The organism is Kribbella sp. NBC_00662, from assembly GCF_041430295.1.
Taxonomy (GTDB): domain Bacteria; phylum Actinomycetota; class Actinomycetes; order Propionibacteriales; family Kribbellaceae; genus Kribbella.
In genome coordinates, this window is the sequence record NZ_CP109029.1 from 7554873 (window position 1) to 7577265 (window position 22393).

Below are 22393 nucleotides of genomic sequence, written 5' to 3' on the forward strand. Positions count from 1 at the left end.
CCACACAGTTGGCGCCGGTCTCGCCCCCGAGGCCGGCGCCTCTGCGCGCTCGTTGCCTATAGCAACTCCTTGTGAGAGTGGTGGCCGGGGAGGTCCCACGCTCGTTGAGCGGATCGTGGTTGGACGGCAGGACGAGCGCGATCATGGATCGCATAGCTCACACGGTCGGCGGGTTGCCCGAACCGGCGCGGAACAGGGCCGTCGACCTTGTCCGCCGAAGCCGGCGCGGCCGCGAACTCACCGAGAAGATCGCATCCGACCGGCTTCGGGGCCAGTCCACCCCCGACCCGGAGACCTCAGACGTCATGCGCGACCAGCTGCGGCTCGTCTTCACCTGCTGCCACCCGTCCCTCCGGGTAGAGCATCAGGTGGCACTCACTCTCCACCTGATCGCAGGACTCACCCCCGCAGAGGTGGCTTCGGCGTTCCTGGTCAGCGAGGAGACCATGGCCAAGCGCCTCGTGTGTGCCAAATACAAGATCAAGGCCGCGCGCATCCCCTGCCGCGTGCCCGACGACACCAGGCTCCCGGATCGGCTGCGCGCGGCGCTGTCGGTGCTGTACCTGGTGATCACCCTGCATGCAGGGGTGGCCACCGCTCCCTTGGGCTGGCAGTGCGAGCAGAACCGCTCGACGGTCATCTGCCCGTCATGTCATCGACGAACCACGCGACCGCGAGATCGTCCCGTGCTGGTCGGCGTCGATCCCCTGTGCCGGGGTGTTGCCGCAGGACGGGTAGCGGAGACGCCGGCGGTGCCTTTCTCTTCCCCGGGTCGTTCGTACCGGTGCAGTCATCGTTGCTCCCCTCCCCCGCCGATGTCCGCGCCGCGGCGGTGATCCCTGGGCGTCGGCATCCTCGCTGCAGGAGTGTGGTGTTGGGAGTCGATCGATTCTCAACGTCCTCTGCTCGGTCTGCCTCGGGACGTAGGGACCCTAGAAGCCACGCTCGTCCAGGTACTCCGCCAGGGCTTGCTCGGTCACGAACCCCTCCTTGAGTCCGTTGGCCTTCGTATACTCCTCGAGTCGAGTCTTCACCTCCGCCGAGATCCAGCACCTCAGGGCGCGCTCCTTGGCAGGTTCCCGCGGCTCCCGTGGCGATTGGTCAGTCATGCGCAGGAGCCTCTCCTGAATGCCACGGGGGCGCGGCTGATCTGTTCGGCGGCGCGTCCAATTTGGCGTTTATCTGATCGTCCAGCACTTGGTGCCACTGAGTATGCAAGATCGGCCACAACGACCGATTGCCAGGCTGGGCACTCGAGGCTGTGCTGGCCAGCGCTTCGGCTCCGGGACGTGTCTAGGAAACGGGGTCGGCGGAGTGCCCGAACACGCACCGTTTCTCTACACCCGAGTCGAGGCTTGGCGCCAGCTGTCCAGGCTCGCGGTATCTGGTGGGTAGGGCGCGGTAGAGGGTGGACCAGGAAGAGCATCTTGTCGCCGATGGGTGCCGGCGCAGATCCCGGTGAGGATGTGCAGGTTGATCGTCCGGGCGTGCAACTGGTCTTCGAGGAGTACGAGGAGTTCTTTCATCGAGCGCGCGATCCGGTCGGGTTTGCAGACCACGAGGGTGTCGCCGGCCTGGACCCGAGTCGAGACGCGGGCATATCCGATCCGGACGGTGTTGTCGTAGACGTCGTCGTGGGGTGATCGTCTCGAAAACGATCCCGAAAGGGTCAGAGCGCCACGCAGTTTCGGGACTAGTTCTCGGGACGGGTTTCAGGTGTTTCGAGGTACCGCCAATCGGTCGTCCCGAAAACGACCGATTTCGGGATGGTGCCCCGAGACGTCTCGCATCAAGTCGTAGCCGAACAGAACCAGCCCGGCCAGCGGTACCGCGGCTGCCCTAACTGCGGGGAGTCGAGCGGCTGCTCCGGTTCCCCGGCCCGAAAGGAATCAACCAGGAGATCTACACCGAGGCAGTGACGACACCCGAGCCGCTGCGCATGCCGGCCTCCGGATTCGTCACCGGCGACTCGGGCCTGGGCCATGTGGCCATCACGTCGAGCAAGCCGGCCCAGCTGCGCGGCTACTTCAACACCGTGTTCGACGCCCGACTGACCGACTACATCGACGAGACCATCAGCGGCGTCAAACTGAAGATCCGGTTCCTGCGCGTCAACGGGCGCCACCACTCGATCGCGATCGCCGGCACCCAAGGGTTGCCGATCGACCCCATCCGCACCCGCGTCCAGCACCTCAACATCCAGGCCTCGACCCTCGACGACGTCGCAGCCAGCTACCAGCGGGTGCACGAGCTCGGCTTCGGAATGGCGTTGTCGGTCGGGCAGCACACCAACGACAAGGAATTGTCGTACTACGCGCGCACCCCGTCCGGGTTCGAATGGGAGGTCGGCTGGAACCCGGTCGTCGTTGACGAATCCATCTGGGAGCCGAGCACCCAGCAGGGCATCAGCATCTGGGGCCACACCCCCGTCGGCCAGACCATCGTCGACAAGCTCGACCAGTTCCGCCGCGCCGCCCGCTCGCTGGCCGCCACCGAGGACACCGTGCCGGCCCTGAGTGGCCCCGGCATCCCCGACGACTGACCAAACGCGGTCCTCTCAGGATCCGGTGAATGGCTCGGTTCCGAGCACCAGGCGGAGGTTGTCGAGACCGGAGTGGGGGCGGGCGTAGGTCAGTTCGTGGTTCAGGTCGCCGATCGTGTTGGTGATGGGGATCGAGAGGCCGAGCGTGGACAAGGTGCCGAGCGCACGGCCGTTGGCGTCGAGGTAGGCGCTGCCGCTGTCACCGGGGATGCCGGGGTGCGGTGAGGCCGTCGTGTGGGCCCATCCGCGGACCGCCGGATCGGCGGTCTGTTGGCCCGCCCCAGAACGGCAGGCTCGGATTCACCAGTTTCAGGTACCGGGCATCGACCTTCACCAGCGCGAGGTCGTTGTGACCGCAGACCGCGCTGTCGGACTCGTTGCGTTGCTGCATGGTGATCCAGCTGCTGTAGACCAGGCGGCCACGTCCGACGAGGTCACCGGCCGAAACCGGGGATCCGCCGCGGCGGAAGGTGATGGCTGTCCCCAGGGGCAGGCTGTCGGCTCGGCAGCCGTTCGTTTCCTCGCTGGAGCCTCGCGCGGCGCAGTGCGCGGCCTGCCCGACAAAGACGTTCCTCAGTTTATCGATGAAGACGAAGTTCGCGGTGCACTGCCCATCGCCGGTGTAGACCTGCGTGCCGGGAGCAATCTGTGAGTTCGCGCGCGACGCCCACCGAACGCCGGCGTCAGCTGCGGCCACCGTCATCGGGGACGTGCCTGGATCCGGCGTCGCTTTGTCAGCCTCGATGCCGGCTCCGGCATGGCATCCGCCGAGGCAGACTACAAGGGCAGCAACGAGTGCCGGGATGCCTTTCATGGAACTGCCACCAGCCGTCGGCGGCGGATTACAGCGGAGGCTGTCAGGAGTACGTCGTCGACGGTGTCCGCAGTGAGCATGACGATGCTGTCGGGTCGGATCAACGCGCTGGTACGGCGGGTTTGGGCCAGCCAATGGTGCAGCCGATCCCCGGGCTTCGTCTCGAGGACGAAGACGCCCAAGGCCGCCGCCTCCGCTTGCTGGAACGCGGTCAGGTGCTGCGTCGTGAGCAGTGCGAACCGGCCGGCCGCATGGTCGTCCAGGCGTTGCTCGGCATCGACCGGCGCGTTCGGGCACAAGGTCCCCACGATGCCTCCGGACCAACGAGGTCGCCGTACCAAGCCGGTCCGAGTCAACCGCGGAGTTGCGCTGGAGAGTACGCGGCCCGCCAACCCTGGGACGAGGGACAACCGCGGTGCGATGAGTCGGCGAAGAACGTCGCCCGTCCGGCCGCCATTGGTCATGATCGCGCCGACTGCCTTGGCCAGGCGGATCATGTGGATCGCGTGCGGGCGTCGTTCCTGCTGGTAGGTGTCGAGGACTTGCTCGGGCAGCCGCGAGTCGAGGACACCGGCGAGCTTCCAGGAGAGATTCGCGGCGTCTCTCATCCCGGCGCCCAGGCCCTGCCCGATGAACGGCGGCGTCAGGTGCGCTGCGTCGCCGAGCAGGAAGATGCGCCGGTCCCGCCATCGTTCGGCGACCCTGGCACGAAAGGTGTACGACGCCACCCGAACGATGTCGATCGGGTCGTCGTCGACACCTCGCAGCCAGGGTCCGATGATCGCCCGAAGAGCCCTGAGCGTGCGGAAGTCGTCCTCGTTCTCGTCGTCCGCGAGCCGGAACTCCCAGCGATGCCGGCGGACGCCGACGCGCATGTAGGTCGCGGCACGGCCGGTGTCGCACAACTGATGCACACCGTCCCAATAGCCCAGTTCCTGATCGATGTCGAGATCGACGACGAGCCACCGCTGATCGAATCCGAGGTCCCGGCAACGAGCGGCGATCGCGCGGCGTACGAGGCTGTTGGCGCCGTCACAGCCCAGCACGTACGACGCCGTCAGCGTCTCGGCCTGACCCGTCGTCCGGTCATGGAGCTCGATCTGGACCTCGTCAACAGCCGGTTGCCGCACTGCCGTCACCTCGACGTCGCCCCGGAACGTCACCGACGGGCAGTTGTCGAGGTTCGCCCGCAGGAGCCGCTCGAGGTCCGGTTGGTCGAACAGGTTGGCTTCCGGATAGCCATGCCGGCCGGTGCGTGCTTGTCTCCGGAACTCCGCAATCGTGCGATGGTGCGCGTCCACCAGCCGGAGCCCCAGCGTCGGCCGGGAGATCCCTGCGAACTCGCGCGCGACCCCGACCCAGCCCAGGATTCGGTACACCTCGTCGTCGAGGTGCACTGCCCGCGGTTGGGAATACACATCGGCCCACCGCTCGAGAACGAGGACCTCGACACCGTACGACGCAAGCAGGGTGGCGGTTGCGACCCCGGTGGGACCACCCCCGACAACGATCACTCGGCCGGTCATGACGTCGCCCTAACGAGCAAGGCGAGATAGGCGACGGTCAGCATCGCCGTACCGAATGCTGGCAGAAGTCGCGCAGCGGAATCCCGGTTCCGCAGGTGAACGGTCGTTGCGCCGGCCATCAGGACAAGGATGCCGATCGCGGCGAAGATGCCGGCGAACCGCCACCACCAGCCGATCAGCAGCCCGGCCACGGCGGCCAGTTCGGCGACGCCGATGAGTCGGTAGGCGCTGACGCCGAGGTGAGCATGCGCTGCCGCGGCACGCATCGCCGGCACGGCGGCCACCTTCGCGGCGCCCAGCGAGCAGAGAATCGCAGCCAGTACGAGCTCGATGACCGCGATCATGAGGGCGTCCCTGGATGGCCGGTGAGGCGCCACGACAGGGCCAACGCGTCGAGTGCCTTCCGGGCACGGGCTGCACCGGCCTCGGATGCCGGCGTGACGACGACTTGGACCGTGCCGTCGGTGATCTCCGCATCGACGGTGGCGTCCGGACCGAGTTCGTCCTGTGCGGCTCGGCGCACCGCGTCCGCGCGGAGCGCGAGCTTGTACGGCTTGCCGACCGCGGTCATCGGGATCGCCTCGATCAGGTGGACTGCCTTCGGCGCCGCCGCCCGCTCCGCGATGTGCGCGGCGGCCCACGATTCGAGCACCTCCTCCGGCACGGAGACACCGTCGTTCAGCACGACATACGCCACGGGTAACTCGCCCGCGCGCCGGTCGGGGCGGCCAACAGCAGCGGCGGCTGCCACACCCGGGTGCGACAGCAATGCCTCTTCGATGATGCCGGGATCGATGTTGTGACCACCTCGGATGATGAGGTCCTTGGCTCGGCCGGTGAGGTAGACGAACCCGTCATCGTCGATCCGAGCGAGGTCCCCGGTGTCCAGCCACCCGTCGGCCAACGCACCGAGGCCGTCGAGCAGCAGACCGCGGCCGTCACGGCCGACGACGTACCCGGCGAAGACCGTGGGCCCCGCGATCAGCAAGCCTCCTGAGCTCGTCACCTTCACCCGCTGGTAGGGAAGCCGCACGCCGACTGCTCCCGACCGCGGCTGATCGGCGAATCCCCGCACACTTGCGCAGGTGGCTTCGGTCAGGCCGTATCCCTCGATCAACGGCACGCCGGTCGCGCCCTCGAAGGCCGTGCGTACTGCCGGAGGCAAGGCGGCCGCGCCGACCATGGCGAAGCGCAGGCTCGAGATGTCCGCGTCCACAGGACACTGCGCCAGAAGCTGATAAACGGTGGGTACGCCGCTCATCGTCGCTATCCGGAAATGCTCGACGAGATGCCAGAAACCGCCGTACAACTCCACGTCGCGATAGCCGAGCGGGCCCGCCCAGATGACCCGCTGGCCACGGAGCAACGGAGCGAGGAGGGTGACCACGAGTGCGTTGACGTGGAACAGCGGAAGCGCCGCGAACAGGACCGATTCCTCACCGAGCGTCGAGTCGGCGGCGATCATCCACGCATCACTGACTTCGTTGCTGTGCGTGTGCGCCGCGAGCTTCGGTTGCCCCGTCGTACCGCCGGTGTGGAAGACAGCCGCGAGGTCCGACGCCGAGGGCGGTGGCCCAGTGAATCGGTCTCCTGGCTCGTTCGACGTCAAATCGGTCAGGTACCCGACCCGAACGCCTGCAATGACAGGAAGCGCAGGGCCCGCCCCTTGTGCGCCGGTCGGGCGCAGGACGACGACGGCGTCAACGAGTCCTGACCGTGCGACAGCGACCGTGGTCGCCCAGACCTCGTCGTCGAATTCAGGGCCTGCGGCAACCAACACCCGTACGCCGGCTTGCGCCAGAAGCGCCTGGGCGGTAGGCGCGGCGAGCGTCGGCTGGACTGGTGTTGCGATGCCCGCGGTCTGAGCAGCCAGCGTGGCGACGATCGCATCGAGGCAGTTGGGCGTGAGCAGTCCGACGGCGTCAGTACGTCGTACGCCCAAGCCGTACAGGAGATTCGCGGCCCGGTGAACGGCAGCGCGGAGTTCGCCGTAGGTGAGGTCGACGTGATCACGCCAGCGGCGCGCATCCGGCATGATCGAGAGCGCGGTCCGCTCAGGCCACTTTTCTGCGGCGCGGCACAGTACGGCGTAGGTTGACGCCGGCAGACCACGATCGGACAACGAGATCGCTTCGATCGCCGGCAGGTCGGCCGGTCCGGTGTACCTCGGCCACAGCAGATCGGTGTTCACGCGTTCCTCACCACCGTGCGCTGCGTGCCGAGCACGATCGCGCCGTCGTCCGTGCCCACACCCGCCTCGACGACATCGCCGGCACGCAGGTATTTCCGGTTTCCGGCCTGCCGCTTGAAGAACGCCTTCCACTTCAGCGCGGGTGGCAGCAGCGAGCCGAGGATCTCGACCGGCTTGGCCGGCGCTCTGAGCGCCGTCCCGCCCGGGGTGCCGGTGAGGAGCACATCGCCGGGATCGAGCCGCTGGAACCTGGCCAGTGCCTGAAGCGCCGCAGCCGGCGAGAAGACCATGTCCGTCGCGACGACGCTGTCCTGCCGTGGCTCACCGTTGACCGCGAGGCGAAGCCGAAGATCGGCGAATCTCCCGAGCTCGGCGGCATCGAGCAGGACCAGTGCCGGTCCGGCCGGCGTGAACGTCGGGTACGACTTCGACTCGTAGAACTGCGTCTTCGGCAACTGCAGATCGCGGGCACTGACGTCGTTCGTGACGACCAGGCCGGCGACGTACCGGGCAAGGTCGCGCTCCTCGATCCTGGTTCCGACCGGGATCGGCGTACCGATGACGACACCGATCTCGACCTCGTAGTCGAGGAAGGAGACGTGACCAGGGCGGACGATGTCGTCGAACGGCCCACTGAGCGAACCGGAGGATTTCCGGAAGAAGGTCAGCGGGACCGTGTCCGGATTCATCCCGGAGTCCGTGATGTGCGACCGGTAGTTGGTCATCTGCGCGAGCAGCCGGCACGGGGTGGTGATCGGCGACCGCAGCGTCAGTCGATCGACCGGTACGACCGGCCGGCCGGGGGTGGCGGCGGCATCGACGGCGCTCCGGTCGGCGAGCAGTTCGGCGGTGGTGACGGCCGCGGTGTCGATCCTCGCTGCACCCGTCGGGGTCTGGACCCACCAGGCGTCTTCGCTCCGAAGGACGGATACGGTCATGACGCGGCCACCTTCAGCAGACCGCGCAAGCGCGCGAGATCGAACTCGTTTTCGGATCGCAGGGCGGATGCGATGGAACTGAGCTCCCCGAGCGCTTCCCGGCCGAACCCGATTCCCAGGAAGTCCTTTGTTGCCGGCGGCCCCCATTGGGCCAGCCCCGATGCCGTCATCGGCGCCCAGCCGGGCTCCAGGGTGTTGTCGAAGAGGTCGCCGTCGGTGAAGTGTTCGACCAGGAAACCGTCGGGATCGCGCCAGTAGTCGAAGAGCTGGCTGCCCTGGATGTGACGGCCGATTCCCCACGACCGTCGATAGCCCTGATCCAGCAGGTACTCGCCGCCGGCCGCCATCGCGTCCAGATCGCAGACCTGGTACGCCGAGTGCACATACCGGTCCCGCGGTCCGAGAGTGAGCGCGATCGTGTGGTGGTCGGTCGCGACGGTCCCGCGATCACAGCGCACGAAGCCCATCGCCGGACCGCGATCACGGCGCCCTTCGTAGTACAGGAAGTCACTCACGATCAGGCCGAGGTGCTCGAGGTACCAGTCCAACGTCTCGCGGAATTTCGTGCTCTGCAGAACCACATGCCCGAGTCTTTCGACCGTCACCGGCCCATGAGCCGCGCGTTGCGTCGCGTTGGTACGTCGCACCTCCGAGCCGAAGTTGAACGTGTGTGGTGATTGCGACGGGATCTCCGGCAGTTCGTGGACACCGCTGACGACCCGGACCCGCGCGCCGCTGGGATCGCGCAGTTCGACGCCGATTCCGCCGAGGCCGTCCGGTAGCTTTCCTGGACGAGTGCCGGTGGCCTCGGCCAATCGCACAACGTCGCGTGGATCTGTCGCCGAGAACGCGAGGCCGGCGAACCGCGATCGCGGGCCGCGCCGGATCAGGACGCACGGGGCTCCCGGCCGGGAGCCCCGGAGTTGCAGTTCCGCGGTGGTCCGCGCCACGACACCGAAACCGAAGGCCCGCGCGAACCGCTCGGCGCGATCGAGGTCCGGCTTCTCGAACTCCAGCCAGGCCAGATCCTCGGCTTTGATCACGGGATTTCGCGCCCGGCCCGGATGCTCGCCGCGCGCGACGCCGGACTCACTGTGCAGATTCCGGTGGCTCTCGTCCTTGACCGACCGCTCCACGATTCGCCTCCCCAGCTATCAACTGACGAAATCCTCACTCATGAGTAACTCGTCAGTCAATGGTTACTGACGAATTCGTCAGAAATGGGATCGCCATGAAGGCGTGACGGAGCGGCAACGAGCTCGGCGCCGCGGACCGGATCAGACGGCGGGAAGATTGTCGAGGCTCGGGAGCGGAGTCCGGGAGAGGGCGCGAGCCTCGTCGGGCGTCAGGCCGAAGGTGCGAAGGAGGTCCTCGGCGATCTGGTCGGTGGCGGCAGCGTCGTCTCGGTCCGGTCGATCGAGGAGGAGTTGGCCGAGTGCGAGCAGGGCTCCGCCGGCGATAACCACAGCGAGTTCGGGGTCCTGCGAGGTGAAGCGGCCGGCGTCGACGGCCGCCTGGAGGTCACGGATCGCGCGCGGCGCAAGACCGCGATCGGAGGTGATCAGTTCGAGCCCACTGCGCAGGAGTACGCGGCTCAGCTGCGGCGCCTTCCGGTGTAGCCGCCCGGTCAGCCGGAAGCTCCGCACGAACTTCTCGGCCGGGTCGTCCGACGGCTCGCCAAGTGAGTCCAGTACGGCGCCATGCGCCTCGAGGGCATCGTCGACGGCCGCCTGGAACAGCTCATCCTTGGTCTGGAAGTGGTTGTAGAACGAGCCCATCCCCACATCGGCCGCCTTGGTGATCTCCAGGATCGGCACGTTCAGGTTGCCGTCGGCGATGAAGGTCTGAGCTGCGCGCACGAGCGCCGTCCGGGTGCGCATCTTGCGACGCTCCAGACGGTTCGGCTCTGGCGTGGAGTCGGCTGCCATGCCGGAAGCGTACACGCTTCGTCAGAGATGACGATTTCGTCAGTCTGTTGTAGGCTGACGTTCGCCTCGTTAGTGACGATATCGTCAATCCTTCGCGTGAGGCCTGACCCAAGGAGTCTCCGTGTCGTCGTTCCTCTACCGGCTGGGGCGGTCCGCCGCTCGGCTCCGGGTGCTGGTCGTCGCCATCTGGGTGCTCGTCCTGGCTGCCGCTGGCGGCAGCGCGGTGGTGTTCAACCACGGCACGGACGACACCTTCAGCATCCCGGGCTCGGAGTCCCAGGACGCGCTCGACCACCTTGGGCGCGTCTTCCCGGAGGTCAGCGGCACCTCGGCACAACTGGTCCTTGTCGTACCGGACGGCCAGCAGGTGGGTAAGGCGTCGACGCGGACCGCGGTGGCGTCGGCGGTCAAGCGGATCGAGAAGGTCGACCAGGTCGCGACAGTGGTGGATCCGTTCGGGTCCGGCGTCTCGGGCGCGGTGTCGTGCGACGGCCGGGCGGCGTTGATAGCTGTACCTCTGGACGTCGATCTCGCCCAGGTCGAACCGTCGACGAAGGACGACCTGACCGGCATCGCCAACGACCTGGCCAGAACCGTCGGCAACGGTGCGCACGTCTACACCGGCGGAGACGCATTCTCCAACAAGGTGCCGAAGCTCAGCCCCACCGAAGGGATCGGACTCGGCATTGCGCTGATCGTGCTGTTGCTGATGTTCCGCTCGATGATCGCCGCGGTGATGCCGCTGGCGACCGCGGTGCTGGGCGTGGGGATCTCGGTCGGCCTGATCTTTCTGGCGACCGTCGTCACGCCGATCTCCTCGACGGCGCCGATGCTCGCCGTGATGCTCGGCCTGGCCGTCGGCATCGACTACGCGCTCTTCCTGCTCTCCCGGCATCGAGACCAGCTCGCCGAAGGGCTCGATGTCGACGAGTCCGTCGCCAGGGCCACCGCGACCGCAGGATCGGCAGTCATCTTCGCAGGTCTCACCGTGGTGATCGCCCTGCTCGGCCTCACTGTCGCGGGTATCCCCTTCCTGACCACGATGGGTGTCGCGGCCGCGATCGCTGTCGCGTTCGCGGTGACCATCGCGGTCACGCTGATCCCCGCGCTGATGGCCTTCGCCGGTGATCGGCTCCGTCCCCGCGCACCGAAAGCCAAAAAGGCACGGAAGGCTCTCCGGCTGCCGAAGCCACAGATCGCCAGAGCCTGGGTCCGGACCGCGACCAAGGTTCCGCTGCTGACCGTGGTCATCACGGTCGTCGGACTCGCTGTCTGTGCCATCCCCGCCACCGACCTGCGCCTCGCCCTGCCGGACAACGGCAGTGAGGAGGAGGGCTCGGCCGCGCGCGTGACGTACGACGTCGTGAGCGAGCACTTCGGACCGGGTTACAACGGACCGCTGATCGTCACCGCGGACATCATCCAGAGCACCGACCCGGTCGGCCTGGTGAACAAGCTCGCGGCCGAGATCCGCACCATGCCCGGTGTCGCCGCCGTACCGCTCGCCACGCCGAACCCCAAGGGCGACACCGGCATCATCCAGGTCGTCCCGACCACCACCGCCGACTCGCCGCAGACCGAGGACCTGGTCAAGCGGCTCCGCGGCCAGGAACAACACTTCCTCGACACGTACGGAACGCGGACCGCCGTCACCGGAATCACCGCGGTCGGAATCGACGTCTCCGCGAAGCTCGGCCAAGCCCTTGTCCCGTTCGGGATCCTGGTCGTCGGCCTCTCGTTGATCCTGCTCGCCATGGTGTTCCGCTCGATCTGGGTTCCGCTGAAGGCCACGTTCGGATACCTGCTGTCGGTCGGCGCGGCGTTCGGCGCGACGTCGTTCGTCTTCCAGCAAGGTCATCTGGCCGAGACACTGCATGTCGCGCATACCGGCAGTGTGATCAGCTTCCTGCCGATCATCCTGATGGGCGTCCTGTTCGGCCTGGCGATGGACTACGAGGTCTTCCTGGTCTCCCGGATCCGCGAGGACTACGTCCATCACGGCGACCCGCAGCACGCGATCGAGTCCGGCTTCGTCTCCGCCTCACGGGTCGTGGTCGCGGCCGCCCTGATCATGTTCGCCGTCTTCGCCGCGTTCGTCCCGGAGGGCAGCGCGACGATCAAGCCGATCGCGTTCAGCCTTGCGATCGGGGTGTTCGTCGATGCCTTCGTCGTCCGGATGACGCTCGTACCGGCCGTACTCGCGGTGCTCGGGAAGCGGGCGTGGGGTCTGCCGCCGAAGCTCGATCGGGCGTTGCCGGTGTTCGATGCCGAGGGCGACTCGCTGATGCACGAGCTGCGGCTGGCGGACTGGGGCGGCGTCGACGAGGTGATCAGCGCGTGGGAACTCACCCTCGACGACGACCGCGGTCACCCGATCTACCACGATGTCGAGCTGCACGTGCCGCGCGGCACCACGCTGGTCCTGCACGGCTACGGATCGGTCGGCAAGAGCGCGCTGCTCTTCACGCTGGCCGGCCGGGTCACCAAGCACAAGGGCGACCTGAAGGTGCTCGGCCGGGTCCTCCCCCAGCACAGTCACGCGTTGCGCCGCGACGTCCACATCATCCGGTGCCGCGAGGTCGCCGATCCTGCCGCCGAGGCGGCCGCCGCACTCGCGGACGGCGTCGGACTCGTGCTGTTCGACGACGTGGACGTCGTACTGCGGACCGACGCACGCGACGCGCTGCGCGACGTGCTCGCCCGTGATGCGTCGTACGTCGTCAGCTGCCAGGACCCGGAACGGATCCGGGACCTGCTCCCCACCACTACCCAGCTGTTCGGGCCGGCTCCTCAGCTCGCGGAGGTTCACTGATGTTCAAGCCGTTCGCCAACTCCGCGCGGATGCCCGACGCCGGTCCACTGACGTGGCGCACGTGGGCCGGGCTGATCGCCGTACCGATCCTGGTCATGGGCCTACTCACCTGGGCGTTCTGGTCGCCGGACAGCAACCACGACACCGCGACCGCTGCCGTCGTCAACAACGACGAGCCGGTGAAAGTCGACAATCAGACGATCCCGCTCGGCCGCACCCTCGCCGGAAACCTGATGAACAGCACGGACTCCCCCTACAACTGGGAACTCACGGACTCCGACGACGCCGAGGACGGCCTGGCGAACGGCAAGTACGCCGCGGTGGTCACCATCCCGAGCGACTTCTCCGCCAAGGCCACCTCGTCTGCGACCGGCAAGCCACTGAGCGCGGCCCAAGGCGTGATCGACATCCGGACCTCCAGTACGGCGGGAGTCGCCGACCCCGTACTGGCGTCGCAAGTCGCCCTCGCCACGCAGCAATCACTCGACCAGCAGGTGGTCGAGACCTACCTGGACAACGTCTACATCGGCTTCACCGACATCCACGGCCAGCTCGTGAAGGCCGCCGACGGCGCCACCCGACTGGCAGCCGGCACCAAGAAGCTGGTCCCGGGCGCACAGCAGGTCGCAACCGGAGCCAGTCAACTGTCGACAGCCGCGAACCAGCTCGCCAGCGGCTCCGAACAACTGGCCTCCGGCACCCAGCAGCTGGCCTCCGGCTCATCGCAATTGTCGAAGGGCCTCACCCAGGCCGAGCGCGACACCGCCCAATTGCCCGCCCTCACCAAGCAGCTCGCGAACGGCGCCGAGCAGGTTGCTCAAGGCAACCAGAAGATAGCGTCCACGGTCGTTCCCTTGGCGAATCGCGTGATCGCCGCCCTGGATGCCACGCCGTCGGCCAAGACCGAGGCGGCCAAGTTCCAGACGCTGGCCAACCAGTGCAGCGGGACGCCGGAGTTCTGCCGGCGGTTGACCACGGCGGCTCGCGAATTCAACGCGACCGCGGGCACGATCGACGCGACCAAAGCGAAGGTACGCGCGAACGCCGTACAGATCCGGGACTCGGTCCAGGCCCTCGCGACCGGCTCGCGTAAGGTTGCCAACGGCAACGCCAAACTCGCCGAGCAAGCTGTTCCACTGACACGCGGTATCGCCGAGGCGGCGCAAGGTTCACGCAAGCTTGCGAAGGGTGCGGCGAGCGTCAACACCGGCGCTCAGAAGCTCTCGACCGGCGCAAGCCAGCTCGCCACCGGAGCCGCCAAGCTCTCGACCGGCGCGCAGCAACTGTCGACCGGGGTGGGCAAGGTCAACACCGGAGCGCAGCAGTTGGCGACATCCCTGAACGATGGCCGCGACCAAGTACCGACGTATACGGCCGATGAACGCAACCATCTCAAGACCGTGGCCGCTGATCCATCGATTGCCAACCTCAACAGCAACTCCACGGGCCCGCTCGCGCTGGCGCTGTTCGCTGCCCTCGCGTTGTGGGCGCTGGCACTCGCCACCTACATCGTCACCCGCGCGGTCCCCGACGCCGTACTGATCGCCCGTGAACCGACCTGGCGCATCATCCTCCGCGCCGCGATCCCAGGTGCGACGGCCGCTGCGTTGGCGGCCGGGGTGATTACAGCCATCGCCGTACCGGTACTGGGCCTTGGGTTCGGCGAGACCGTGGCGTTCCTCGGTGTCACGCTGCTCGCGGCGTGCGCGTTCGTCTCCCTCAACCAGGCGGCGACGGCGATCTTCGGCCGGTCCGGACGCCTTGCTTCAGTGGCAGTCCTCATCCTGGCCGCGGCGACCGGCATCCTGTCGACCCTGCCGTCGCCGTTCTACGGCATCGCCGGCTACCTCCCGACCCACGGCGCCGTACTCGCGCTTCGAGCCGTGGCCACCGACAGCCCTGGCCTGGTGAACGGCATCGTCGAACTCGCCACCTGGCTCGCCATCGGCACTGTGGTCACCATCGTCGTCACCGACCGCCGCCGCTACCTCTCCCCCCGCCGGCTGCGCCGAGTTGCCTTGGCTCACTGACGTAGCTGGGAACTCGGGTCGCGGTTTCGGATCGCCAGCGGAGGACTGAGCGGCCCGCGCGGCGGCGTTCGAGGAGCCCAGCTTCGGTGAGCACGCGCAGGTAGTCGGCCACCGTGGCCAAGGGCGGTGATGCCACACGTGTCCTCCCGCAGACCTGTCCCGCTCAGCCCTCCCGCGGCGAGCCCATGTGCCGGTAACCCTTGACAAGATTTATGAGCAGGCTCATTATTGAGTATGCTCGGTTTTGCTGCGAGGGAGACCTGAGCATGCCAACAGAGCACCGCCAGACCAAGAAGGAAAGTCGCCATGCGAGCGTTTGTCGTCAGCAAGTACAAGGAGCCGCTGCAGGAAGCGGATGTCCCCGAGCCTGTGGTCGGAGAGCGTGATGTGCTCGTGCAGGTACGGGCCGCAGGGCTCAACGTGCTCGACGAGAAGATCCGATCGGGGGCGTTCAAGTCGTTCCTGCGGTACGAGTTGCCGCAGGTTATGGGCAACGACGTCGCCGGCAGCGTGGTTGGTGTCGGCGCCGAGGTCACTCGGTTCGTGGTCGGCGACCAGGTGTATGCCCGGCCGGACAAGGACCGCATCGGCACGTTCGCGGAGCGCATCGCGGTGGCCGAGGCCGATCTGGCGCTCAAGCCGGCGACGGTCACCTTCGAGGAGGCGGCCTCGCTGCCGCTGGTGGCCCTGACCGCATGGCAGGCGCTGGTCGAGAAGGGCAATGTCCGGCCGGGCCAGCGGGTCCTGATCCACGCGGGCGCCGGTGGCGTGGGGACTGTCGCGATCCAGCTCGCCAAGTACCTCGGCGCCACCGTCGCCACGACGGTCAGCGCGGGCAACGTGGATTTCGTCCGCGAGCTCGGCGCTGACATCGTCATCGACCACCGCAACCAGGACTTCGGACAACTCCTGGACGGGTACGACCTGGTGCTGGACAGCCTCGGCGGGACGAACCTCGAGAAGTCCCTGCGGGTTCTGCGTCCTGGCGGCAAGGCGATCGGCATCGCCGGACCGCCCGACCCCGCGTTCGCCGCAGAGGCCGGACTGAACCCGGTACTGCGCCTCGCGATCGCGGCGCTCAGCGGCAAGATCCGCCGGCAGGCGAAGAAGCTCGGCGTGACGTACGAGTTCCTCTTCATGCACGCCAGCGGCGACCAGCTCCGCCAGATCACCGCCCTCGTCGACAGCGGCGTGCTGCGTCCCGTCGTCGGACGCGTCTTCCACTTCGACCAGACCGTGGAAGCAGTGCAGTCGCTCGGCAAGGGCGGCGTCCGCGGCAAGGCCGTCATCACCCGGGCCTGACAGCCCTTCTCACCATTCGCAACACCAGAAAACAGGAGCGCACCATGAGCAACACCGAGACCTCGAACGAACCCGTCATCACCTCGTACGCGCAGGCCCCGGCCCGCACTGTCACCGCCGGCGGCGTCACCTACGCCTACCGCGAGCTCGGACCGAGGGGCGGTATCCCCGTCGTCTTCTTCGTCCACCTGGCCGGGACCTTGGACAACTGGGACCCGCGGATCGTCGACCCGATCGCCGCCGGGCGCCATGTCATCACGTTCGACAACCGCGGCGTCGGGGCCTCGAGCGGCAGCGTTCCCGGCAGCGTCGAGGAAATGGCTGACGACGCCTACATCTTCATCAAGGCCCTCGGGTTGGACAAGATCGACATCTTCGCCTTCTCGCTGGGCGGCATGATCGCGCAGGACCTCGTGGTCAAGCACCCCGAGCTCGTCCGCAAGCTGGTCCTGACCGGCACCGGACCCAGGGGCGGCAAGGACATCGACAAGGTCGTCGGCGTCACCTACCGGGACATCCTGCGCGCGACGTTGACACGGCAAGACCCGAAGGAGTTCCTGTTCTTCAACCGCAACGCCACCGGCAAGCCCGCTGCTCGCGCGTTCGTGCAGCGCCTGCAGGAGCGCACCGTCGACCGCGACGCGGACATGAAGCTACGCGGGTTCCGGACCCAGCTGAAGGCGATCCAGAAGTTCGGGCGTTCGGGCCCGGCCGATCTGTCGAAGCTCACGCATCCCACCCTGATCGCGAACGGTGACAACGACCGGATGGTGCCCTCGGTCCTGTCCGAGGACCTGCACCGCCGCATCAAGGGTTCGGAGCTGATCATCTATCCCGACTCCGGGCACGGCGGCATCTTCCAGTACCACCAGAAGTTCGCTCCGATCGCGGCCGAGTTCCTCGCCGCCTGACGGCGCCGACCGACCGAACGAGTACAGGCGATCACCATGTCTCCGACGGATGCCTACACGAAGGAGCCCTTCGTCTCCTCGATCCCGCTGTGGATGCGCACCGACCGGCCACGGCCGACCGGCATGGACTACTGGAAGGGCCCCACTCCAAGATCATCTCTGTCCGCCAACCCGCGGTCGATCCTCGTCGATGTGCACTCCGTCGCCAGCTGGTACGGCTTCGCCGGCGCCTACAGCGCCACCAAAGCAGCACTCTGGTCCGCCACCAACTCGCTGCGCCTGGAGCTCGCGCCCCGCGGCGTCCACGTGACCGGGGTCCACATGGGATACGTCGAAACCCGCATGGCCGCACATGCCGACGGACCCAAGCTGGCACCGGGCGACCTCGTGACGAAGGTCTACGACGCCGTCGAGGCCAACGAGTACGAAGTCATCGGCGACGAGCTGACCGCGCAGATCAAGGCGGCCTGAGCGGCCAGGTAGAAGCGCTCTACCCGGAGCTCCGCGACACCAGGACACCCCTGGCCGCCGTGGAAGAATGAGCGCAGGCAGATCCGAGCCCACTCAGCAACGAAGGGCGGCAGCCATGCCCCTCACCTCCAAGTCGCCAGCGAAGTCGCCCGGGCGGCGCGAGCGGAACAAGCAGGACAAGCTCGACCGCATCACCGCAGCCGCCAGCGAGCTCTTCGCCGAGCGCGGCGTCGACGAGGTCACCACCCAGGAGATCGCCGACAAGGCCGACATCGGGGCCGGCACGCTGTTCCTCTACGCCAAGTCCAAGGGCGAACTGCTCCTGCTCGTGCAGAACTCCACCTACGCCGACGCACTCCAACGAGGTAGGTCAGCGGCCGAGGGCATCACGGACACGCTCGAAGCCGTGATGGCCATCGTGCGCCCCGTCGTGGAGTGCAACCGCAAACAGGTCGACAACGGGCGAACCTACCTGCGGGAGATCGTCTTCGGCGACCCCGCCGAACCCCACCACCGCGACGCACTCGACCTGACCGTGCAAACCGAGGAAGCGATCGCCGCCATCCTGCAGCGAGACGGGCGCACGAACCCGCAGAACGCCGCGGCACGCGCACACATCGTCTCCGCGATCATGTTCATCAGCATGGCCACAACCCTCAACGCCGCCAAACCGGTCGACGACGTCGTGCAGGAGATCCGCGACCAGGTGCAGGCACTTCTGCCCGAATGACGCCACCGCGATGGCTCGCCTCCGCGGTCAGATCGCGCGCTCGGAGAGGGTCAGGACTCGTTCGCCCTGCTGGATGTGGGCGAGGGCGAGAGCGCCGGCGCCGTCCGCGGTCGCTTGCTGGAACGCAGTCAGGGTGGGCCAGATGTACTGACGGATCTCCGCGACCGGCCCGTCATCATCGACGGGGATGTTCACGATCGCCCGAAAGGCTCCGAGTTGGTCGGCCAGCGCTGCAGCTGTCGTGGGTGTCGGCGTGGATGCGGATGTGTCGCGGCGGATGATCTCGAACAGCGTCACGAAGCTGGGTGCGTCGCGGTCGGACCAGGTGCGGTCGGCGAGGGTTCGTGCGGTGACCGCGGATCCTGGTGGGATCACGTTCTCGGTGACGGCGACGAACTCGAAGTTTTCCTGATCGACGAAGGTGGCTTCGTCGGGCTGCACGTTGTTGGAGTACTCCGGGTCGTCGGCCAGACTCTGGCTCGCTTCGAGGTTGTCGAAGGTGACTTCGCCGATGCCGTAGTAGGGCGAGTCGCCGCTGATGTCGGCCGCGCCGAGGATCCGGTGGTTCTGGATGTAGTGGCGCATCAGCCGGATGCTGCGTGACAGCGTGCCGTGGGGATGTCTCCAATGGTCTTGGAACTCTTGCGGCGTCAGGCCGGCCTTCGGTGGGGTGAGGATGAGGAGCTTGACCTGTCCTTGCATGATGTCCTCTCGATGACTTCGTGGTGAGGTGCGGCGCGACCCGAGCGATCTAGCCGTCGCGCCGGCCTTGCCCGGCGGCGCCCGGTGCTGAGGGGTGCAGCACTGCCTTCGCGACAGCGCCGGAGCGGGAGTCGGCGAGGGCCTTCTCGATGTCGTCCAGGGGGTAGTGCGTCTCGATCCTGTCGATCGGGAACCGGCCCTGGAGGTAGAGGTCGACCAAGCGGGGCAGCAGGATTGACGGGGCGCTGTCGCCGAGCGTCGACCCGCTGACCTTGCGGCCGCCGAGCAGGAGCCAGGGGTCGAACTCCAGGGTCTGTCCTTGAGCGACTCCCGTGATGACGGCATGACCCATCTCGCCGAGCACCTCGACGGAGGTCCGCATCACTGCCGCGTTTCCGGTGGCCTCGAGGCTGAAGTCGACCCCTGATCCGCCGACGATCGCGCGCACCGCTGCCGGCACGTCATCGGTGCTGGTGGTGTCGATGACGTGGGTCGCGCCGACGTCGAGAGCCCGGTCGAGCTGAGGCTTCTTGCGGGCGACGGCGATGATTGTGCTCGCGCCGGCCACCTTCGCTGCCATGATCGCCGTCAGACCCACGGCGCCGAGGCCGAAGACAGCGATCGAGGAGCCTGGCGCCACCTGAAGAACGTCCAGGACCGAACCGGCCCCGGTACGGACGCCGCAGCCGAACGGTCCGAGGACTGCGGGGTCGACGTCGGGTGACACTCTGATCGTGCTGGTCGCGTGCGCGACGGCGTAGGTGGACCACGACGACTGGTAGAAGAAGTGGCTGTGGACGGGCCGGCCGTTATCGTCGGTCAGGGAGGTCGAACCGTCGCTTCTCCCCCCGGAGAAGTTGATGTCGTAGTGGTGCTCGCAGTACGCCGGTTTGCCTGACTCGCAGGCCCGGCACCGCCCGCAGTTCGCGCTGGTGAGCAGCACTTTGTCGCCGGGCTCCAGCCCGGTCACGGCGCTGCCGATCTGCTCGACGACACCGGCGCCCTCGTGTCCCAGGACCACCGGCGGGGTGGCGAGCGCGTCGAATCCTTCGTCCAGGATCTCGATGTCGGTAGCGCAGATCCCTGCGGACTCGATCCGCACCAGAACCTCGTCGTCGCGGATCTGGCCGACGTCCAGATCTTCCAGGCTGATGGTCTTCACGTCCCGCATGACGGCGGCATGTGTTGAGGTCATGGTTGTTTCCTCCTGACGCGTCTGGCGTGGGACTAGGGCTGGTCGGTGGGCCGGACGACGATCTCGTTGACGGCGACCCGGCGGGGGTTGGTCACGATGAACGCGGCGGCTTCGGCGATGTCTTCGGCGTGCAGCGCCTCGACCTCGCCGAACATGGCGTTGAATCCCTCGGCGGCGCCTTCCTTCTGGTCGAACAGCTCGCTCTCGGTCCGGCCGGGCTCGACGACGGAGAAACGGACGTTGCGGGTCGTGTACTCCTGGCGCCACGCCTCGGTCGCCGCGGTCACGGCGAACTTGGTGGCGGTGTAGACGGCGACACCCGGTGCGGCCACGCGGCCCGAGACCGACGAGATGTTGACGACGTCGGCGACTGAACGCGAGCCGCTGGTCGCAGCCTTGAGCAGGTGGGGCAGCGCGGCCTTGGTGACGTACAGGAGGCCGCGGAGGTTGATGTCGACCATCCGGTCCCACTCGTCGAGCGGTGAGGCGTCGGAGGGACCGTTGAGCATGGTTCCCGCTGCGTTGACCAGCGTGTCAAGGCGCCCGAGCTCGGTCACGACGCGCTCGATCGCCGAGGTGGCGGCGTCGGCATCGGTCAGGTCAGCGCCGATGACCAGGGCCGTTCCGCCGTCGGCCTGGATTTGTGTGGCGAGGTCCCGCAGGCGGTCCTCGCGGCGGGCGATGAGGGCGACCGTGGCGCCGGCGGCGGACAGGCGGCGGGCGGTCGCCCGGCCGATACCGCTCGATGCGCCGGTGACGACTGCGACGGTGCCGTTCAGGTTCTCAGACATGATCTCTTCTCTCGGTGTTCGGCTGTGCGTTCTCAATGAGCCAAACATCCGCAGAGGCAAGATTGGGCGACTTAGCCCGCACCCCTTGACCTGGTACTACGAGTGCCTGTTAGGCCAGGGAGTCGGTTCAGAAGCAGGGCGCGGCGTGACCAGGTCGAACGGGATTCGAGGGATCGTGATGCCGCAATCTCGCCCCGATCGATCCCTTGGTCACTGCCCTCAGATGGCGCGGGGCGCGCGAGTCGATCGAACCGACGGGATCAACGCTGTGATTTCGTCGGCTGGTGGGACGTGTCGGCCGGGTGCGGCCTACGCTGATCGGCCTCGCTCTCGACCGCGTCTGCCGCGACCGGGTCCGCCTCGTCCGGACTGTTGCCCCAACTCATCAGAATGCTCAGCTTCTCGGCTGCGGGTGAGCCGACGTCGGCGGTGTACGTCGAGAGAAACAGCCCGCCGGAATCGGGGATGTCGAGGGTCTCGTAGTTCAAGCTCATCACCCCGACGGCGGGATGGAAGATGCGCTTGGTGCCGTGCCCGTGCTTGAACAGGCGGTAGTCGGCCCAGAACCGCGCGAACTCCTCGGACGCCACCGACAACTCCCCGACAAGTTGCTCCAGCGCCTCATCCGGCCGGCTCGGGTTCCGGGCCGCGCGCAGCGCGGCGACCGTGGGCGCCGCGACCTCTTCCCAGTCGGGGTAGCGCACCCGGTTGGAGTGGTCCAGGAACAGCCACCGGGCCACGTTCCGGTCGCGGGCGGGCATGGCCCCGAAGTCGGTGAGCAGGATGGTCGCAGCCCGGTTCCAGGCCAGAATCTCCATCCGGGGGCCCTGCAGCATGGCAGGCACAGGATCAATCGCGTCGACGAAGGTCCGCAGACCCAACCGGACCTTCGGCTGTGCCACAGGCCTGCTGCGCCGCGGCGGTGCCGGTGCGTTGCCAACCAAGCTGCGCAGGTGCTCACGCTCCAACGGGTCGAGCCGCAGCGCGTCCTCGATCGCGGTGAGCACCTGATCAGAGATGTTGCCGATGCGCCCCTGCTCCAGCCGGGCGTAATAGTCCACGCTGACGCCGGCCAGCGCAGCGACCTCCTCGCGGCGCAGGCCGCGCCCCCGCCGCGCGATAGGCGACGGCGGCAGCCCGACCGTCTCCGGATCGATCTGTGCGCGACGCGATGTCAGGAACTCGCGCAGCCCTCCCGACGTCGTCATGTTCCCCATTCTGCCCGCGACAACGACACAAGGGGCCGCCTTAACGCGTACTGCCAGTACCAGTTCCAGCGGTGCGGCCGACCCTGCCCAGCGGCTCACTGAGCAGGCAGTACGTCGGCCCCCGTCGACCTCCCCAGTTGCTGCTCAGCTTCGACGCGGGCGGTGACAGTCCCCGAGCGCGACCTTGCGCAGCAGGAAGTGGTTCTCGAACTCGGTCCACTCCTCGCTTGTGGCCGGCCGCATCTCCCCGAACGGCCGAGAGGCGCGGCGTCGCTCGATGAAGTGCTGGTCCGCGGCGACGA

21 protein-coding genes are annotated in these 22393 nt (G+C 67.5%); 8 read left to right on the plus strand and 13 right to left on the minus strand.

From position 1 onward, the window contains the following. Positions 1-143 precede the first annotated feature (143 nt). Entirely contained in the window at positions 144-836 is a 693-nt protein-coding gene (locus tag OHA10_RS37175) for a hypothetical protein (RefSeq protein WP_371403484.1), read from the plus strand. Positions 837-1337: 501 nt separating this feature from the next. On the opposite strand, the gene OHA10_RS37180 is transcribed toward OHA10_RS37175, so the two are convergent. After that, positions 1338-1559, minus strand: coding sequence for a hypothetical protein (locus OHA10_RS37180; RefSeq protein ID WP_371403485.1), 222 nt, complete (start codon positions 1557-1559; stop codon positions 1338-1340). 356 nt (positions 1560-1915) lie between these two features. Between OHA10_RS37180 and OHA10_RS37185 the strand changes: the two genes are divergently transcribed. Continuing rightward, positions 1916-2542 (plus strand): VOC family protein, encoded by a 627-nt coding sequence (locus tag OHA10_RS37185; RefSeq protein WP_371403486.1) that lies wholly within the window; start codon positions 1916-1918, stop codon positions 2540-2542. Positions 2543-2557: 15 nt separating this feature from the next. Here OHA10_RS37185 and OHA10_RS37190 read toward each other — a convergent pair whose 3' ends face one another. The 8 genes from OHA10_RS37190 to OHA10_RS37225 form a co-directional block, all read right to left on the minus strand. After that, the gene (locus OHA10_RS37190) at positions 2558-2695 is read right to left on the minus strand and encodes a hypothetical protein (RefSeq protein ID WP_371403487.1); all 138 of its coding nucleotides are present in this window, start codon (positions 2693-2695) and stop codon (positions 2558-2560) included. Between the two features lie 46 nt (positions 2696-2741). Continuing rightward, positions 2742-3356 carry a hypothetical protein gene (locus tag OHA10_RS37195; protein ID WP_371403488.1) on the minus strand — a complete coding sequence of 205 codons (615 nt, stop codon included), beginning with the start codon at positions 3354-3356 and terminating at the stop codon, positions 2742-2744. Continuing rightward, on the minus strand, positions 3353-4882 hold the full coding sequence (locus OHA10_RS37200) for a bifunctional 3-(3-hydroxy-phenyl)propionate/3-hydroxycinnamic acid hydroxylase (RefSeq protein ID WP_371403489.1): 1530 nt from the start codon (positions 4880-4882) through the stop codon (positions 3353-3355). Before OHA10_RS37200 ends, OHA10_RS37195 begins: the two co-directional genes overlap by 4 nt. Then, positions 4879-5226 (minus strand): DoxX family protein, encoded by a 348-nt coding sequence (locus tag OHA10_RS37205; protein WP_371403490.1) that lies wholly within the window; start codon positions 5224-5226, stop codon positions 4879-4881. The genes OHA10_RS37200 and OHA10_RS37205 overlap by 4 nt, the downstream gene beginning before the upstream one ends. After that, positions 5223-7073, minus strand: a complete 1851-nt coding sequence (locus OHA10_RS37210; RefSeq protein ID WP_371403491.1) for an acyl-CoA synthetase — start codon at positions 7071-7073, stop codon at positions 5223-5225. Before OHA10_RS37210 ends, OHA10_RS37205 begins: the two co-directional genes overlap by 4 nt. Then, the gene (locus OHA10_RS37215) at positions 7070-8011 is read right to left on the minus strand and encodes a fumarylacetoacetate hydrolase family protein (RefSeq protein ID WP_371403492.1); all 942 of its coding nucleotides are present in this window, start codon (positions 8009-8011) and stop codon (positions 7070-7072) included. The genes OHA10_RS37210 and OHA10_RS37215 overlap by 4 nt, the downstream gene beginning before the upstream one ends. Then, entirely contained in the window at positions 8008-9147 is a 1140-nt protein-coding gene (locus tag OHA10_RS37220; protein WP_371403493.1) for a VOC family protein, read from the minus strand. Before OHA10_RS37220 ends, OHA10_RS37215 begins: the two co-directional genes overlap by 4 nt. A 141-nt stretch (positions 9148-9288) precedes the next feature. Beyond that, a complete protein-coding gene (locus tag OHA10_RS37225; RefSeq protein WP_371403494.1) occupies positions 9289-9939 on the minus strand; it encodes a TetR/AcrR family transcriptional regulator in 651 nt (216 codons plus the stop codon). Positions 9940-10060: 121 nt separating this feature from the next. Here OHA10_RS37225 and OHA10_RS37230 point away from each other — a divergent pair, with 121 nt between their 5' ends. From OHA10_RS37230 to OHA10_RS37255, 6 genes are all read left to right on the plus strand, one after another. Further along, on the plus strand, positions 10061-12751 hold the full coding sequence (locus OHA10_RS37230) for an MMPL family transporter (protein WP_371403495.1): 2691 nt from the start codon (positions 10061-10063) through the stop codon (positions 12749-12751). Beyond that, positions 12751-14781 carry a YhgE/Pip family protein gene (locus OHA10_RS37235; protein WP_371403496.1) on the plus strand — a complete coding sequence of 677 codons (2031 nt, stop codon included), beginning with the start codon at positions 12751-12753 and terminating at the stop codon, positions 14779-14781. Before OHA10_RS37230 ends, OHA10_RS37235 begins: the two co-directional genes overlap by 1 nt. 306 nt (positions 14782-15087) lie before the next feature. Beyond that, positions 15088-16083 (plus strand): NADP-dependent oxidoreductase, encoded by a 996-nt coding sequence (locus OHA10_RS37240; RefSeq protein ID WP_371403497.1) that lies wholly within the window; start codon positions 15088-15090, stop codon positions 16081-16083. Positions 16084-16127: 44 nt separating this feature from the next. Next, entirely contained in the window at positions 16128-16994 is an 867-nt protein-coding gene (locus tag OHA10_RS37245) for an alpha/beta fold hydrolase (RefSeq protein ID WP_371403498.1), read from the plus strand. 36 nt (positions 16995-17030) lie between these two features. Further along, the gene (locus tag OHA10_RS37250; protein ID WP_371403499.1) at positions 17031-17465 is read left to right on the plus strand and encodes an SDR family NAD(P)-dependent oxidoreductase; all 435 of its coding nucleotides are present in this window, start codon (positions 17031-17033) and stop codon (positions 17463-17465) included. Positions 17466-17580: 115 nt separating this feature from the next. Then, positions 17581-18195: a TetR/AcrR family transcriptional regulator gene (locus OHA10_RS37255; protein ID WP_371403500.1), complete on the plus strand. Its 615-nt coding sequence runs from the start codon at positions 17581-17583 to the stop codon at positions 18193-18195. Between the two features lie 27 nt (positions 18196-18222). Here the strand turns inward: OHA10_RS37255 and OHA10_RS37260 are convergent, their stop codons facing one another. From OHA10_RS37260 to OHA10_RS37275, 4 genes are all read right to left on the minus strand, one after another. After that, on the minus strand, positions 18223-18897 hold the full coding sequence (locus OHA10_RS37260; RefSeq protein ID WP_371403501.1) for an EthD domain-containing protein: 675 nt from the start codon (positions 18895-18897) through the stop codon (positions 18223-18225). A 49-nt stretch (positions 18898-18946) separates the two neighbouring features. Beyond that, a complete protein-coding gene (locus OHA10_RS37265) occupies positions 18947-20092 on the minus strand; it encodes an NAD(P)-dependent alcohol dehydrogenase (RefSeq protein ID WP_371403502.1) in 1146 nt (381 codons plus the stop codon). 32 nt (positions 20093-20124) lie between these two features. Then, the gene (locus tag OHA10_RS37270) at positions 20125-20883 is read right to left on the minus strand and encodes an SDR family NAD(P)-dependent oxidoreductase (protein WP_371403503.1); all 759 of its coding nucleotides are present in this window, start codon (positions 20881-20883) and stop codon (positions 20125-20127) included. A gap of 260 nt (positions 20884-21143) precedes the next feature. Continuing rightward, complete coding sequence (locus OHA10_RS37275; RefSeq protein ID WP_371403504.1) at positions 21144-22091, minus strand: helix-turn-helix transcriptional regulator; 948 nt, start codon at positions 22089-22091, stop codon at positions 21144-21146. Positions 22092-22393 lie beyond the last annotated feature (302 nt).

Bases quoted from the DNA above. Each gene is read 5' to 3' on its own strand.
- OHA10_RS37265 (WP_371403502.1), bottom strand. From the start codon at position 20,092: ATGACCTCAACACATGCCGCCGTCATGCGGGACGTGAAGACCATCAGC.
- OHA10_RS37240 (WP_371403497.1), top strand. From the start codon at position 15,088: ATGCGAGCGTTTGTCGTCAGCAAGTACAAGGAGCCGCTGCAGGAAGCG.
- OHA10_RS37225 (WP_371403494.1), bottom strand. From the start codon at position 9,939: ATGGCAGCCGACTCCACGCCAGAGCCGAACCGTCTGGAGCGTCGCAAG.
- OHA10_RS37205 (WP_371403490.1), bottom strand. From the start codon at position 5,226: ATGATCGCGGTCATCGAGCTCGTACTGGCTGCGATTCTCTGCTCGCTG.
- OHA10_RS37275 (WP_371403504.1), bottom strand. From the start codon at position 22,091: ATGACGACGTCGGGAGGGCTGCGCGAGTTCCTGACATCGCGTCGCGCA.
- OHA10_RS37250 (WP_371403499.1), top strand. From the start codon at position 17,031: ATGTCTCCGACGGATGCCTACACGAAGGAGCCCTTCGTCTCCTCGATC.
- OHA10_RS37215 (WP_371403492.1), bottom strand. From the start codon at position 8,011: ATGACCGTATCCGTCCTTCGGAGCGAAGACGCCTGGTGGGTCCAGACC.
- OHA10_RS37270 (WP_371403503.1), bottom strand. From the start codon at position 20,883: ATGTCTGAGAACCTGAACGGCACCGTCGCAGTCGTCACCGGCGCATCG.
- OHA10_RS37195 (WP_371403488.1), bottom strand. From the start codon at position 3,356: ATGAAAGGCATCCCGGCACTCGTTGCTGCCCTTGTAGTCTGCCTCGGC.
- OHA10_RS37235 (WP_371403496.1), top strand. From the start codon at position 12,751: ATGTTCAAGCCGTTCGCCAACTCCGCGCGGATGCCCGACGCCGGTCCA.
- OHA10_RS37200 (WP_371403489.1), bottom strand. From the start codon at position 4,882: ATGACCGGCCGAGTGATCGTTGTCGGGGGTGGTCCCACCGGGGTCGCA.
- OHA10_RS37175 (WP_371403484.1), top strand. From the start codon at position 144: ATGGATCGCATAGCTCACACGGTCGGCGGGTTGCCCGAACCGGCGCGG.
- OHA10_RS37255 (WP_371403500.1), top strand. From the start codon at position 17,581: ATGCCCCTCACCTCCAAGTCGCCAGCGAAGTCGCCCGGGCGGCGCGAG.
- OHA10_RS37245 (WP_371403498.1), top strand. From the start codon at position 16,128: ATGAGCAACACCGAGACCTCGAACGAACCCGTCATCACCTCGTACGCG.
- OHA10_RS37260 (WP_371403501.1), bottom strand. From the start codon at position 18,897: ATGCAAGGACAGGTCAAGCTCCTCATCCTCACCCCACCGAAGGCCGGC.